Source organism: Paenibacillus borealis, assembly GCF_000758665.1.
GTDB lineage: Bacteria > Bacillota > Bacilli > Paenibacillales > Paenibacillaceae > Paenibacillus_AQ > Paenibacillus_AQ borealis.
Genome location: NZ_CP009285.1, coordinates 3990515 through 4006527 on the forward strand (window position 1 = coordinate 3990515; position 16013 = coordinate 4006527).

A 16013-nucleotide genomic window follows, 5' to 3' on the forward strand; every position below is an offset into this window, starting at 1 on the left:
CAAATATAGCTTACATAGTGATGTTAGTAGATAAGTGTGTGGAAAGTATGAAGAAAGGAGGGTATGATGGATAAAAGCTAAACAGGAAAGGAGCACGAACGGAAGTGAAGGACGCGCTGCATCATATTTTATTTGATCTGGACGGTACATTAACCGATCCCAAAGAAGGCATTACCAAATGCGTGGAATATGCGCTGAACAAATTAGATATCGGGGTGGAGCATCCTGACCTGCTGATTCCGTATATCGGGCCGCCGCTCTATGATTCTTTTATTCAAATCCAGGGTCTGACACCTGAAGCCGCCCTGCAGGGAGTAGAGTTCTACCGTGAGCGCTACCGGACGCTTGGCATGTTCGAGAACAGTGTGATTCCTGGGATTCCAGAGTTACTGGAGGACCTGCGGAATAAGGGGTTCAGCCTGTATGTGGCAACCTCCAAGCCTACAGTTTTTGCCGAGGAGATTCTCCGCCATTACAAGCTGGACGGCTTCTTCAAGTTCACCGCAGGCAGCAATCTGGACGGGACACGCTCGAAGAAGCGTGAGGTGATCCGGCATGTGCTGGACGAGAATGGTATTCCTGCGGCGCAGGCGCTGATGATCGGGGACCGGGAGCATGATATAATCGGGGCGAAGGCCTGCGGAGTCCCCTCTATAGGCGTGTTATTCGGCTACGGCTCGGAGGAGGAGTTAGCGGCCGCTGGTGCTGATTATATTGCGAAAACAGTAGGAGAAGTTGGTGACATTATCCAGCGGATTCATATGAGTTATATTGACGGATAGTTGGCTGCGGAAGTGCGGCAACCAACTATTTTTTCACCGCAGTATTGACTTTTAACGAAGGCATTCAGTATTATGTAACCAGCAACACCATACTTAAGGCAATGACCAGAGACATGATATCCTCCCAGGACTGACCAGAGAGAGAAGTGCAAGGTGCGAGCTTCTTACAGAGACCAGCCGGATGTTACCCCTTTGCAGCCGTGACACTGAACCCTCCTGCTGTTAGCGAGGCTGTAAATGCCACCGTCCCATCCCCGTTAGCGGATGCCATGAGGATTATGCTTATCCGCGCTTCCGCCGAACAGCCGGGGTCCGTGAATACATAGTCGAATTAGGGTGGAACCACGAGCTTAGACGCACTCGTCCCTTTCCGGGATGAGATGCGTTTTTTTGCGTTCAATATACACTAACAGAAACCTGAAGAAATGGAGGCCACAATCATGGAGATTCAAGTGAAACTGCCGGATGGATCAATTAGGAGGTATTCGCGTAACACCACAGTTGCGCAGGTTGCGGAGTCAATCAGTGCCAGTCTGAAGAAGAATGCGGTAGCCGGTAAAATTGACGGCAGGCTCGTTGACCTTGATCACCCGGTTGAACAGGATAGCCTCGTTGAAATTATAATGGCGGACAGTGAAGAAGGACTGATGATCCACAGACACAGTACTGCTCATCTGATGGCCCAGGCTGTCAAACGGATCTACGGGGATCAGAATGTTAAATTGGGTATCGGTCCGGTCATAGAGGATGGATTCTATTACGATATTGATATAGCACGGCCGTTGTCCGTGGAGGATTTAGGGGCAATCGAACAGGAAATGGAGAAGATAATCCTAGAGAATCTGCCGATCCTGCGCCGGGTGGTCAGCAGAAGTGAAGCAATGGAACTGTTCCGGCAGCTGGAGGAGCCCCTTAAGCTTGAACTGCTCCGTGACCTGCCGGAGGATGCAGTGATCAGCTTGTATGAGCAAGGTGAATTCACTGATCTGTGCCGGGGGCCGCATTTGCCGTCTACTGGCCGGATCAAGGCCTTCAAGCTGCTTAGCGTAGCGGGAGCCTACTGGCGCGGGGATTCAGATAATCAGGTGCTCCAGCGGATATACGGAACTTCATTCTTCAAGAAATCCCAGCTGGAGGAGCATCTCCACATGCTGGAGGAAGCGAAGAAGCGTGACCACCGCAAGCTGGGTAAAGAACTTGGATTGTTCATGTTCTCCGAAGAAGCGCCGGGTATGCCGTTCTATCTGCCGAAGGGCATGCTCATCCGTACTGAGCTGGAGAACTTCTCGCGTGAATTACAGAGGTCCAGCGGCTACGATGAGGTCCGTTCACCGCTGATGATGAACAGAAGGCTATGGGAGCAATCCGGACACTGGGATCATTATAAAGACGAGATGTATTTCACAAAAGTGGATGAAACAGACTTTGCGCTCAAACCGATGAACTGCCCCGGGCATATGCTGATCTACAAGAACAGCCTGCGTTCCTACCGGGAGCTGCCGATCCGGATTGCTGAATATGGGCAGGTCCACCGCCATGAATTCTCGGGAGCGCTAAATGGAATGATGCGTGTCCGCACTTTTTGCCAGGATGATGCCCACCTGTTTGTCCTGCCGGAACAGATTGAGGATGAAATTAGCCGGGTGCTGGAGCTCATTGATCGGATGTACAAAGTATTTGGTTTCGAGTACAAGGTGGAGCTGTCCACACGTCCGGATGATTATATGGGGGCTGAAGAGCTCTGGGATCAGGCGGAGCTGTCACTCGAACGGGTGCTGAAGAACAACGGGATCGAGTATCGGGTGAACGAGGGGGATGGCGCTTTTTACGGGCCTAAGATCGATTTCCATATCCTTGATGCCTTGAAAAGAAGCTGGCAATGCGGTACAATCCAGCTGGATTTCCAAATGCCGGAGAAGTTCGATCTGACTTATATTGGTGAAGATAACGGGAAACACCGTCCGGTAGTCATTCACCGTGCAGTATTCGGCTCCATTGACCGGTTCATGGGCATTCTTACAGAGCACTTCAGCGGAGCTTTTCCGCTGTGGCTGTCTCCCGTACAAGTCAAGCTGCTGCCTGTATCCAGGGTTCATGCTGATTATGCCTTCGAGGTTAAAGAGCAGCTGCAAGCCGCCGGGCTTAGAGTAGAGCTTGATTTACGGGATGAGAAGCTGGGTTACAAAATCCGTGAAGCCCAGCTGGAGAAGGTGCCTTATATGTTAGTACTCGGAGATCAAGAACAAAACAACGGTGCAGTTACTGTACGAAGCCGTGCGGAGAGCTCACAACTATCGCTCAGTGTGCAGGAGTTCATTCAGCAGCTGGCGGGCCAAATTGCTGAGCGGAAATAAATCGCTTCATTAATATATAGTAAAATGTCCAGGAGGGCTGATACATGATTTCGAAGAATGCTGAGCAACTGGAGGGCAACGTGATCAGGCTTGTACCCATGGGGGAAGAGCATAGGCCGGAGCTGATTAAGGTGCTGAACGATCCGCTGATCTGGGAATATACCTGGAGAAGAGTCAGCACAGAAGAACAAGTGGGTCAGTTGATAGACGCTGCACTGGTAAGCAAGGCCAAAGGTACGGATATCCCTTTTGTCATGATAGAGCAGGCATCCGGCCGGATTGCCGGCACTACGCGGATCATGCATCTGGACCGGACACACCGCAATGCAGAGATCGGCTGCACCTGGATTTCGCCGGATTACTGGAGAATAGCTGTGAACACAGAGTCGAAGTCGCTGCTTCTGCAATACTGCTTCGAGGGACTCGGACTAATCCGCGTAAATTTCTCCATTGTCAGTACCAACCTCCGGTCGCAGCGGGCGGTTGAACGGATTGGCGCTGTCCGGGAAGGCGTGCTGCGCAAGCAGCGGTTGACTTCTGACGGCCTGGTTATGGATAATGCGCTGTACAGTATCATTGATGACGAGTGGCCTGCGGTGAAAGCTAACCTGCAGTATCTGCTGAATGTGAAATACAAATAGCTGCATCCGGTTGCCAAACCGTGACTTAGAGGAGTCCCCTTTCGGGGCTCCTCTATTATTTTTTGCAAATAGCCATATCTGTGAAACATTGATATAATAGAAAGACATGAGGATAGAAACATACATTCCCCAATATATCGTTTATCGTAATCCTAGCCCATATTTCACCCTTCGGGGCAGATGTGGGTTTATGTTATGTTGTGAGGTAAATTATGAAGTGATGGCGAGGTTGGCTGGAGCATGAACTGGAATGATTTTGGAGAACGGAACAAGCGGCTGAATCCCTTGTGGAGTCTGGGTGCAGGCATGAATCTTGGTGAGCTTCAGCCTTATAAGGAAATGATTGCTCTAAGTGTACTGCTGCAGGTCTATTATCTGGAGCTGGAATCGAATGAGCAGAGATCCAGGGAGGACCTGGTCGAATTGACGTGGAGCTCGCTTGAACGCTTCGGCATCGCGAAGCTCGGCAGTCCGGAATCGGTGGAACGGCTCGTGGACGGGCTGCTGTGGAGCGGAAACGGCGGGGATTTCGAGGCTAACTATTACGATGATCATTCCCGGCAGATGGCGGTGCAGAAGTATAAATATTTCACCGTAGATGAAGATGCCACCCGCACCAGCTGGGAAGAGAACGGGACTACCATCTACCGGCTCTCCGAATATGCGATGGAGCTGATCTTCATGAGCCATGAGATCATTGATGAATTTCAGATCAGCATCAAGCTGCTCGAGATCCAGATGCATATCAAGCATGGACGGGTAACCCGGGCGATGCAGGATGTGAATGAACTGATCTCACGGGTGCGGAAGATGACCCAGCAGCAGCAGGAATACCGCAATGCGCTGCGCCGCAACCCGAAGCATATCTTCAGCGAATACGGTACCCAGCGGCATCAGCGGCTGGAGGAGATCCATCAGCAATTTGACGAGGAACGCAAGCATTTCGATAATATCCACCGCTCGCTGGCCCGGCTGGCCAATGATGAGAAGGATGTCATCGACTTCAATGAGCTGCGGCTGCTCTCAGAACGGGTAGAGCTCTCGCGGAGAGTGCATGATGAGCTTGCTGAAGTCGTGCTGAGCATCTTTGAAGCGGAAACCAATCTCAGGCTCAACTTCCCGGAGCTGTTCTGGGGTGCCGCCGGCTTCAACTTCCGTACCCATGTATGGGAGGAATGGGTGAAGCCGGAAGGATTACCGGATGGGGATAGCATGGAAACCCTGATCAGCGGGCTATTCTCTCCCAGCCAAGACTTCATTTATCCGCTGGCCTGGGCCTGGGAAGAGCAGGATGTCGGCTTCCTGCCGGACGAATTGCCGGATGACCCGGATGAAGCCGGGGACGAAGAGGAAGTACACTATGTTCCCAAAGGCATACCTTGGGCTGGGGTATGTGATCTATGGCTGCCGGTCTTAACCGGAGTGGCAGAGCAAGGAAGCTTTACGTTCTCGGCAGAGGCCTTCTCCGCGGAAGAACAGCGGCGCTGGGCGGAAACTCCGGATGCCGTGGATCTGTGGGTACAATTTTTCCATACCGAAATTACCGTACAGGAACAGGAAGCGGAAGGCCAGGGCGGGGCAGATGAATGCCAGAAGCTGATTCAGCAGCTGATCAGCGGTCATCCGGAGCTGGAAGTGTTGAGAGGCAAGTTACTGCGGACCAGGATTGCTAACAGGCAGCAGGGCAGCATCCGCTGGCCCGGTCTGGAGATCAGCCCTTATACCATTACTATAGTAGAGAAGTGAGATGATTCAGCATGAGTTATTCGTTAGAGCAAGTACAGCAGGCTTCAAGGCTGTTCTTCGACCTGCTTCGCCGCAAGGTGATATCACTTGATGATCCCGCTGCCGCCGAATGCCTGCAGGATACCGTCGCCTATGATGCCTTACAATATGTGGCCAAAGAAGCCGGCTGCCGGATTATGAACTCGGGGCATCGCCTGCACCTGCTCGTGAGTCCAATGGGTTCCGGCTTCGCCAGCAACTTCACACAGCTGCGCAATAAATATTCCCGCATCGAACGTAAGACGCATCTACATATCATCAACGTAATCATTCTGGTGTTCCTGGCCGAGATGGATCAGGATGAGCAGCATTTCAAGCCGGGTCAGGACAGCATGTCCTACATTCAACTCTCGGATCAGGTATCAGCCCTGTTCCAGACATGGATGGACATGGACGAAGACTGCAGCTTCAGCAAGCAGTGGCGGCTGGATATCCAGGCAATGCACAAAGTGTGGAGCAGTCTCTACATGCAGACCAAAAGCCAGGAGGAAGGCGATTCGCTGACCCGCGGTGCCGGCTCCCGGATCGGCCTGATCCATGAGGGGATGAAGCTGCTGGAGGAAGAGCATCTGGTATTTATCTCCGAGAACGAGAAGCGGATATTCCCGAGGGAAGAGCTGTATGAGCGGATGCGTTATCTCTATCATGATGTGGACCGCTACAAAGAGCTGAAGGCCCTGATTGGCCGGACTCTCAGCGAGAAGGAGGATGAAGCCCATGCCGCGCATTGAGCGAATCCGCATCGCCGGACTTAAATATGAGAAGATGCTGAAGAAATATGAGGATATGATCCTCGACCTGTGCAATGAGGAAGGCCCGGCCAACACGCTGATCACGCTGATGAACGGCGGGGGAAAGGGCGTGCTGCTGCAGTCCATATTCCAGCTGCTGATGCCCAAGGCGGCTTGGGGTAAGGATAATGAGAACCAGGTAGAAGCCTTCTTCCATAATCACAAAAAACAGCTGAAGCCCTACACGTTCCACGTGGCCATTGAATGGCGGCTGGACGCTCCGGAACGGACAGAGTACATAACTACCGGAATCGCAATGACTGCCCAGAACTCCATCGATCAGCTGGAGATCAAAGTGGATTATCTGCTCTATGCGCTGCTCAATTATGATGAGAATGCTGAGCTTACACTGTCTACACTGCCGCTCTACGATCATGGGCTGAACAGTCCGGCCAGCTTTGAAGCGATTCAGCAATTCGTCCGGGAGCGGCGCAATGAGATCGTTGCGTACGGCAGCCATAGCTCCGACCTGAAGAAATATTACGCCTTTCTGGCGGACCGGGATATTCATATTGATGAATGGCGTAATATGCGGAGAATCAACGGAGAAGAGGGCGGGATTAAAGGCTATTTCCAGAAGAATGACGCCTTCACCAACCACAATCTGTTCGAGAAGCTGATTATTCCGGAAATCGGGTCCAGTCTAAATGGCAGTATGCGCGAGGATGAAGGTTCACTTCAGCGGATGTTCATAGATTCAGCTACGGTTGCACAGCGGCTGCCGATGCTGGAGCAGAGAGAGCGCGCTTTTGCCGAATTCACTTCACTTGCCGCGCCGCTCTACGAGTCAGTCAAGCAGGGGACGGAGGCTGACCGCAGCTTTCAGGAAACGGAATTACTTGGACGGCAGCTGTACACTGTGATCTACGATGAGCTGAAGCATGCTGAAGACAAACGCCGCAAAACAGCTGATGAGCTGGCCGGACATTATCAGGAAGCGAAGCAGCTGAAATTTGAGACGGATAATCTGAAATATCTGAAGCTCAAGGAAGAGCGTGACCGCAAGCAGGATGATTTCAAAGCGGTCTCGGATAATCAGGCACGGGCTAAGCAACGGCTGGAAGAGTCGAAGATGAAGGAAAAGGATCTGGAGGTTGCCCATTATTTAGCCAGACGCAGACTGCAGATCCGCCAGATGGAGCAGTGGCAGAAGGAAATTGAAGCCATCGAAGGTTCTCTTGCGATGAAGGAGCGCCAAGAGGTTATCCAAGCGGCCAAGCAGGAGCTTCGGGTGCAGTGGGATGAGGTCTACCGGTTATGGCAGGCACGAATTCAGTTCTTCAGCGGCCGCCAGCAAGCTCTGGGTGCAGAAGAGGCCATTCTGCGCAAAGGCCGGGAGGCATTCCTGCTTGAACTCGGCGGACTTGAAGGCAAAATCCATGAATTGACGGCGCTCATCCGCCAGTATACCGAAGATCTGGGGGTCTTCGCTTCCCGCCACGGACAGGAAGCTGCCCATTCCCCGGCAGCCGCACTTCAGCGCACGCTGATTGCAGCCAGAAGCATCGCCGAGAATATCATTGCCCTGAACGGGCAGCGCAAATCCGCAGAAGAAGAGAAGCTTGCCCTGCATACCAGACATACCCGGCTGACTGAGAAGCTGCTGGGGACTGCAAGCCAGGCAGAGGAGTTAACGGACCGGATTGAAGTCCAGATGGGCAAGGAATCACAGCTCTGGTCGCAGCTGGTCGTTCTGCTGGAAATGTATGAAGAACATCAGCTGCTCGGGACGACGGCATTGTTCGAAGCGAAAGCTCTACTCCAGGAACGGTTCATCCGCAGAATGGATGATGCCGAGCAGCAGACGAAGCGGCTCAGACGCGAATATTATAATCAGCTGCTGGATGTAGAGCTGCAGCAGGAAGCCTATTGGCTGCCTAATAATGATATCCTGACGGTTAAGGATGCTCTGGACGCCCTGAAGATCAGCTCTATGATCGGCAGCGCATATCTGAACGACCAGTCTTATCTGGTCCGCGAAGAGGAGCTGGAGCGTCACCCTTTGCTGCCTTACGGGCTGATTGTAACGAAGCGTGAATCGGCTAAGCTTCAGCCTGAACTGCTTCAGGAGCTTCTGCTCAAATCTCCTGTCCCGATCTTCGTGCGCGAGGAAATGGCTGATGCGACAGGCGCTTCATTCCTGCTGCTCTCCCATCAGGGACCGCGGATGGTGCTTCAGCCGGAACGCTTCCTGGACTGGAAGCAAGGGATCGCTTCACGGCTCAAGGAGCAGGAAGAGGAGCTGCAGGATGCGGAAGGTTATCTGGCGAAGCTGAAATCAGCCAGACTGGAGTATGACCGGCTGCTTCAGGGTGAGCACACCGTGAGTCTGAGGGCCAGACAGAAGGTATTAGAGACCCAGCAGCAGGAGCTGGGCAAGAGTCTGAATGAATTGAATGCTGAAATGTCGCTGAATGAAGAGACTCTATCCGGAATTTCCAGAGACCTGGCTGTCAGTGAGGCGGAGAAAACCGAGCATGAGACCAGGGCAGCGGCGCTGCGTGAGTGGGTGGAGCGGAGCCGGAAGCAGGAGCAGGATTACAAAGACAAACAAAAGTCAGTTGAATTGAAGACTACCTTAAGCAAAGAGATTGCCGTCAAGGAACAGCAGCTGGCACATCTGAAGGCAGATATGGACAGCCTCGCCCTGCAGCGTGAGAAGTGGCTGGGAGAAGCTAAGTATTCCTTGTTCCCGCGGCTGCAGAACTGGTTCCCGGAAATCCACTTCCCAAGTGAACATGGCGGTGCTGCACAAGATACTGTGCAGGAGGAAACAGTGCCGGATGAGGCTGTACAGGATAAGCTGCTGCAGCTGCTGAGTACCGTGGAAAGCCAGCAGCAGTCCCTCAGCCAGAATGAGCTGGAGATCCGTACACGGGCTGCCCAGATCAAGGCGGCAGGTCAACAACTGGTTGAACTGGAAGCAGCAGTACAGCAGGTCGATGACGGATGGCAGTCCGCACCTGAACCGAACGATTCACCGGAGGTTATTCAGTCGGCCAGAACGCGCCAGAAGAGTGACACTGGAATTCTGGATGAGGATTATCAGAATATCCGTGATTCCTACATCCGCTGTATGGCGGAGCTGGATAACCTGCAGAAGGAGCTGGGCAAATCCGAGAAGGCGATCAAGGAGAAGCACGAGCGTGCTGTGGAGCTCTGGCATGAGCCGCTGGGCCAGAAGGAAGAAGAGATCAGTGCGCGCTTCCGCGAGAATGAGCATCTGCTGAATACCTGCAAGCAGGCGCTTGCATCTATGGATATGTGGCTGCAGACACTCTCCAATCAGAGCAAAGTTATGGATACCCATGTTGAGAGCCGTGTGCAGCTGCGGGATGTTCCGGAAGAGGTGCAGCTGGATGTGCGGGAGAACTGTGAGCAGCTGGTTGCAGACTGGCTCCTGCGCAGCAAGGAGAGCCGCAGCCAGCGTGCGGAAATCTCGCGCAAAGTCAAAGAAGAGAAGACAGCCTTAAGCGGCAGATTGGCCAAGTCCGGCTGGAACGTTGAGCTGGAGACCAAAATTCAGGATCGCCTGAATACGGTTCATTGGGATGATTTCTCGATCGCACTGCAGGTGCTGGACTCGATGCTCCAGAGCTCACGTGATCAGATTGAGAGTATCCGCAGTGACAAGGAAGATATGGAGCTGTCACGCAAGCTGTGGGTAGGACGTGCCTCGAAGCGGGTCGTGCAGATTACCGACATTCTCAAGCGGATGGAACGCCGGATGATCATTCATAATGAGAACGGGCATGCCTTCCCGCTGGTCCGGCTGAATTACAAGAATATTACCGTTCCGAGAACGACAGATGACATCGAACCGCTGGTCAGTGAGTATTTCAACCGCTGCATCAGCAGCCTGCTGGAGAAGTTCCCGAAGATCGAACAGGTTCCGGCTTCCGCAGTCAGAGAGCTGATTAATGACGGGCGGATGGTGTATGCCGCGCTGCAGAACCGCTTCCCGGTGCTCCAGGTATATAAACCGGTGACCGAGAATTATTTCCTCTACGCAGCACCGGAAGAGTACCATTACTCGGATTGGGAGGTCATTAACCGCGGGGCGCTGGATGAGGCCGTCGGCAGCGGCGGTCAACGCCAGTCGGTTCAGCTGCTGGTGGCGATGATGATTATGACCCACAAGCGCGTCAACCGTGAGAATAAAGGCTGGACAGTCTTCCTGTACGATAATCCGTTTGGTGAAATGGTCTCCAATAACGTGCTTGATCCGGTATTCGAGATTTCCAAGGCGCTGAAGTTCCAGTGGCTGATCGTTACGCCGCCGGAGCTGGTGAAGAATGATGTCAGCATCCGCTTCGGCGTGTACTGGCAGCTGTATTTTGGCGGGGATAAAGGAGATGCACTGGATTCAACTCTGATCAAGGGCGGGCGTAAGCTTGTCCCTGCCTCATTGTTCTAGCAACAATCCAAATCATATAGATGGGTGGTATTCTGATAATGATGAATCTAAAGTCGACAACGAAGCTAGCTAACGGTGTAGAAATGCCTTGGTTTGGTCTTGGGGTGTTCAAAGTACAGGAAGGTCAAGAGGTTGTGGATTCTGTCAAAGCAGCAATTAAGGCCGGATACAGAAGCATTGATACAGCAACAGTCTATGGAAATGAAGAAGGAGTCGGTCAGGCGATCCGCGAATCCGGGGTTGCCCGCGAAGAGCTGTTCATCACCACCAAGGTATGGAATAACGATCAGGGGTATGATTCTACACTGGCGGCATTTGACCTGAGTCTCAGTAAGCTGGGTCTGGACTATGTGGATCTGTATCTGGTGCACTGGCCGATCAGAGCTAAATACAAAGACACCTGGCGGGCGCTTGAAAAGCTGTATGCGGGTGGAAAAGTCCGGGCGATCGGTGTTTCGAACTTCCAGATTGACCATTTGGAAGATCTTCTAACTGAAGCCAAGGTGAAGCCGATGGTGAACCAGGTCGAGCTTCATCCGCTGCTCAGCCAGCTTGAGCTTCGTGAGTATTGCCGGGCGCAAGGTATCCAGATTGAAGCGTGGGCTCCTCTGGCCCAAGGCCATCTGCTGGACAATGAGGTGATTGCTGATATTGCGGCACGCCACAACAAAACGCTGCCTCAGGTCATCCTGCGCTGGGATCTGCAGAACGGCATTGTGACGATTCCGAAGTCGGTCAAGGAAGAGCGGATTATCGCGAATGCCGATATCTTTGATTTCGAGCTGTCAGAGGATGAAATCAGCCGCATTAATGCGCTCAACAACAACCAGCGTTTTGGATCGCATCCGGACAGATTTAATAACGAGTAACCTCCGGGCAGTCTCTTTTTGAATATTTACTAGATTCGGACATAAGTATAAGGGGATGGAACTATATCCCATTGTGCGCTTAACCGATATAGTAGAGTAGAGATATGAGAGCCGGAGGGGTATTAATGTATGGGAAAACTTTAAAAACTGCGCTTATCGCCATCCTGCTGATCCTGCTGCTGCCACTGGCTCCAAGCCGCACGGAGGCGGCTGTTCCGGCACATTCGGAGTCCTTCTACGTGAATGACTTCGCGGCCGTCATTGATCAGAAAACAGAGAACTATATGGTCAATTATGGTGTGAAGCTGCATCAGCAGACCGGTGCACAGGTTGTACTGGTAACAGTGGATTCTACAGGCGGAACATCGATGGAAGATTACGCGACTTCACTGTTCAATGAATGGGGAGTCGGATCTGCGGATAAGAACAACGGAGTCCTGCTGCTGCTCTCCACCCAGGATGACGATTACTGGGCAGTTCCGGGCAAAGGCCTGGAGGATACGCTGAACGACAATGTGTTATCCCGGATTCTCTCGGAGTCGCTGGAGCCGGATTTCGCCAAGAAGGATTACAACGCAGGCGCGCGCAGAACCTATGGTTCGTTAATTCAAAGCCTAGGCGGAGTCTATTCAGAAACCCTCGGCACCAAAAACTATGTAGCGGATAATGCCGGAGTCTTCAAACAAGTCACCAAGGATTATCTGAACCAGTCCAGCAACCGTTATGCGGCAACGACCGGAAGCGGGATCTATGTAGTGACTGTCAAGAACTCCGGTGATACAAGCCTGCAGGATTATACGTATGCGAAGTTCGCCGGTGTAGCCGCAGGACCTAAAGATGTGATGCTGGTGCTCGATATCGGCGGAGATAACTATCATGTCCTTCAGGGCAAGGATATCGACAATCTGTTGACTAATGATATGATTGGCGGGATTCTGGATACTGCGCTTGAACCGAAATTTGCGGCAAAAGATTACGCTGGAGGTGCAACCGGGACGGCGAATGCCTTCTACAGTTTCTTCCTGGCCAGAGCGGATCATAGCCAACAGCCTGCAGTTCCAAGCATGGAGTCTGCGGAGGTAAACTCTTTGCCTGCTGCGGACAGCCCTTCGAATGTGCCGGTGCGCACGTATCCAGACTCCAATTATGATCCGCTAGACAAGGAGCCGGTTGACCGTTTAGACGGGAGTGCCATTATTCTTTGTTTTCTAATATTGGTATGGGGCTTCAGCGTATCCGCCTCTCGCCGCAACCGTAATATTGCCCGGTACGGAATCGGAATTAACCCGCATCACCCCGGCAATATACAGCGCTATGGTGTTTGGACGGGGCAGCCGGATTATGGCATCAGGCGTAGAAGCTATAACCAAAGAAGCTATAACCAGCGGCCTCAACCCCGCAGCTCATCGTCCCGTAATGAATCACGGAGCAGCTTCTGGGGCAGTAATTCAGGTGGCAGAGGTTCAACAAGCGGTGGAGGATCGGGCCGCTCTTCTTCCTCCAATCATGGAGGCGGAGGCTCGTCAAGCGGTGGCGGGGCTGGCCGTTCATCCTCTTCCCGCGGAGAAACCAATCATGGCTCAGGCGGATCTTCCAGCGGTGGAGGCTCTGGCCGTCATTCCTCGGGCTCTTCCAGCAGCAGCGGAGCTGGCCGCCATTCCTCAGGTTCTTCTGGAGGCGGTAATTCCGGCGGAGGCGGCAACGCAAGTGGCTGCGGTGGTGTAGGCAGACACCGGTAATTAGTTTCTTGATATCCGTAATATTTTATTTAAAGACAGCACATATACAACGGCAGTACATCCCCTTCTGCGGGCTGGCCTGCCGTTTTTTTCGCTTCATACATAAGCATAAACGGAATGGAACTATATCCCATAATGTGCGTAACCGATATAGAATAGAAGAGATATAATTAGCGGAGGGGTATCAATGAATCGTAAAAGTATACAGGTTGTGTTCACCGCCATCCTGCTGATCATGCTGCTGCCGCTGGCGCCAAGCCGCACGGAGGCGGCTGTTCCGGCGCATTCGGAGTCATTTTACGTGAATGACTTCGCGGATGTTATTGATCAGAAGACAGAGAATTATATGGTCAATTATGGTGTGAAGCTGCATCAGCAGACCGGTGCACAGGTTGTACTGGTAACAGTGGATTCTACAGGCGGAACATCGATGGAAGATTACGCGACTTCACTGTTCAATGAATGGGGAGTCGGATCTGCGGATAAGAACAACGGAGTCCTGCTGCTGCTCTCCATCAAGGATGATGATTACTGGGCAGTTCCGGGCAAAGGTCTGGAGGATACGCTGAACGACAATGTGTTATCCCGGATTCTCTCGGAGTCGCTGGAGCCTGATTTCGCCAAGAAGGATTATAGCGCAGGCGCGCGCAGAACCTATGGTTCGTTAATTCAAAGCCTAGGCGGAGTCTATTCAGAAACCCTCGGCTCCAAAAACTATATTTCGGACAATGCCGGGGTCTTGAAACAAGTCACCAAGGATTATCTGAACCAGTCCAGCAACCGCTATGCGGCAACGACCGGAAGCGGGATCTACGTAGTGACTGTCAAGAATTCCGGTGATAAAAGCCTGCAGGATTATACGTATGCGAAGTTCGCCGGTGTAGCCGCAGGACCTAAAGATGTGATGCTGGTGCTCGATATCGGCGGAGATAATTATCATGTACTTCAGGGCAAGGCGATTGAAGGAACCTTCACCAATGAACTCATTGGCGGGATACTGGACACGTTACTTGAACCCGAATTTGCGGCAAAAGATTACGCCGGCGGGGCAACCGCCACGGCGAATGCCTTCTACAGCTTCTTCCTGGCCAGAGCGGATGCCAGCCAGGAGACTGCGGCGATGAGCACCAAGTCTGCCGCTGCAGCAGGAAGCAAATCACCTGTAAAATCGGACATTAGCAGCAAACCGAAACCTGTCAGCGCATCTACAGGATTAAAGATTATTGGAGTGTATCTAATAATCATTGCTCTGATCAGTCTTGCTGCATCCGGCCGCAACCGTTTAATTGCCCGTTTCGGATCACGGCTTAATCCGTTCAACCAGCAGAATATGAACCGCCTCGTTACCAGGTTCGGCTCAGGTTCTACTATGAGACAGCGGCGGCACCGCCGGCATGAGCGGCATCGTAACGAAGCCTTGAATCACAGCAGCTCGCAGAGCAGCTTCTGGGGAAGTAATGAAGGAGGCGGCGGTTCATCAAACGGAGGCGGAGTAGGGCGCTATTCCTCATACGAGGATGAGGATGAAAATGAAGGTGGGGGCGGTTCTACCAACGGTGGCGGAGCTGGGCGCTATTCTTCTTATGATGACGACGATGACGGTGATAATTCCGGCGGTGGGGGGAGTGCAAGCAGCGGAGGCGGTGTGGGCAGACACCGGTGAATCGCTATTGCATTTTCCTAATTATGCAGGTGAAAAAGGACAGGGCGGCCGCCCTGTCCTATCTTTATAGGTGAGGATAAACGCATGATGAGCTTGCGGTTTGATCTGGCTTTAGAGATCGACTCTCAAGGTGCCCAGCATCTTGACGAATTTCGGATCGTGGTAGGATAAGAAAAGACTGTGCCGCGTATCGAGGGCGGAAATTTGTCCGATATCGTCCGCGCTCAGCTCAAAATCGAAAATGTTGAAGTTTTCGGCGATCCGCTCTTTTCTTACTGACTTTGGAATAACAACGATTCCACGCTGGACAAGCCAGCGCAGCACGACCTGGGCGACAGACTTGTTGTGTTTATCAGCGATCGAGGCCAGCACTTCGTTGCCGAACATGTTGCCCAGTCCTTCAGCGAACGGTGCCCAAGACTGGTGCTGCACGCCCTGTTCTTTCATAAAAGCAGCGCTCTCGGCCTGCTGGTAGAACGGGTGCGTTTCGATCTGGTTGACGGCAGGGACGATTTCGTTATGCACGATGAGGTCCATCAGACGGTCGGGCAGGAAGTTGCTGACACCGATCGCCCTGATCTTGTTATCTCGGTACAGTTCCTCCATTGCACGCCAAGCGCCGTAGTAATCGCCGAACGGCTGATGAATAAGGTATAGATCGAGATAGTCGAGCTGCAGCTTCTTCAAGGATTTAGCAAACGCCAGCTTGGCACTCTCATAGCCGGCATCCTGAACCCAAAGCTTGGTCGTTATGAACAGCTCCCCGCGCGGCACGCCGCTACGCTTGATTGCGCGTCCTACAGCTTCCTCATTAAGGTAACCGGCCGCGGTGTCGATCAGGCGGTAACCAGCCATCAGCGCTTCATATACAGCGTTCTCGCATTCTTCAGCATCCGGCACCTGGTAAACACCAAAGCCGATGATCGGCATGGTTACACCATTATTTAAAGTTACGTTTAGCATTGTAATTCC

At 52.5% G+C, this 16013-nt stretch carries 10 protein-coding genes; 9 read left to right on the top strand and 1 reads right to left on the bottom strand.

What is annotated here, in order from left to right:
- The first annotated feature begins 104 nt into the window (after positions 1–104).
- The 9 genes from PBOR_RS16835 to PBOR_RS35520 all read left to right on the top strand — a co-directional run bounded on the left by PBOR_RS16835 (position 105) and on the right by PBOR_RS35520 (position 15041).
- Positions 105–782 (top strand): HAD family hydrolase, encoded by a 678-nt coding sequence (locus PBOR_RS16835; protein WP_042213541.1) that lies wholly within the window; start codon positions 105–107, stop codon positions 780–782.
- A gap of 440 nt (positions 783–1222) precedes the next feature.
- The gene (gene thrS / locus PBOR_RS16840) at positions 1223–3136 is read left to right on the top strand and encodes a threonine--tRNA ligase (protein ID WP_042213542.1); all 1914 of its coding nucleotides are present in this window, start codon (positions 1223–1225) and stop codon (positions 3134–3136) included.
- A gap of 44 nt (positions 3137–3180) precedes the next feature.
- Positions 3181–3777 (top strand): GNAT family N-acetyltransferase, encoded by a 597-nt coding sequence (locus PBOR_RS16845; RefSeq protein ID WP_042213544.1) that lies wholly within the window; start codon positions 3181–3183, stop codon positions 3775–3777.
- Between the two features lie 240 nt (positions 3778–4017).
- Positions 4018–5523, top strand: coding sequence for a hypothetical protein (locus tag PBOR_RS16850; protein ID WP_042213546.1), 1506 nt, complete (start codon positions 4018–4020; stop codon positions 5521–5523).
- Positions 5524–5534: 11 nt separating this feature from the next.
- Complete coding sequence (locus PBOR_RS16855; protein WP_042213548.1) at positions 5535–6293, top strand: DUF6063 family protein; 759 nt, start codon at positions 5535–5537, stop codon at positions 6291–6293.
- The gene (locus tag PBOR_RS16860) at positions 6280–10770 is read left to right on the top strand and encodes a coiled-coil domain-containing protein (protein WP_042213549.1); all 4491 of its coding nucleotides are present in this window, start codon (positions 6280–6282) and stop codon (positions 10768–10770) included. The genes PBOR_RS16855 and PBOR_RS16860 overlap by 14 nt, the downstream gene beginning before the upstream one ends.
- A 35-nt stretch (positions 10771–10805) precedes the next feature.
- Positions 10806–11639, top strand: a complete 834-nt coding sequence (locus tag PBOR_RS16865; RefSeq protein ID WP_157764198.1) for an aldo/keto reductase — start codon at positions 10806–10808, stop codon at positions 11637–11639.
- Between the two features lie 125 nt (positions 11640–11764).
- The gene (locus tag PBOR_RS35515; protein ID WP_052429513.1) at positions 11765–13378 is read left to right on the top strand and encodes a TPM domain-containing protein; all 1614 of its coding nucleotides are present in this window, start codon (positions 11765–11767) and stop codon (positions 13376–13378) included.
- A 187-nt stretch (positions 13379–13565) separates the two neighbouring features.
- Entirely contained in the window at positions 13566–15041 is a 1476-nt protein-coding gene (locus tag PBOR_RS35520; protein ID WP_052429514.1) for a TPM domain-containing protein, read from the top strand.
- 111 nt (positions 15042–15152) lie between these two features.
- Here PBOR_RS35520 and PBOR_RS16880 read toward each other — a convergent pair whose 3' ends face one another.
- Entirely contained in the window at positions 15153–16004 is an 852-nt protein-coding gene (locus PBOR_RS16880; protein ID WP_042213554.1) for an aldo/keto reductase, read from the bottom strand.
- Positions 16005–16013: the final 9 nt, after the last annotated feature.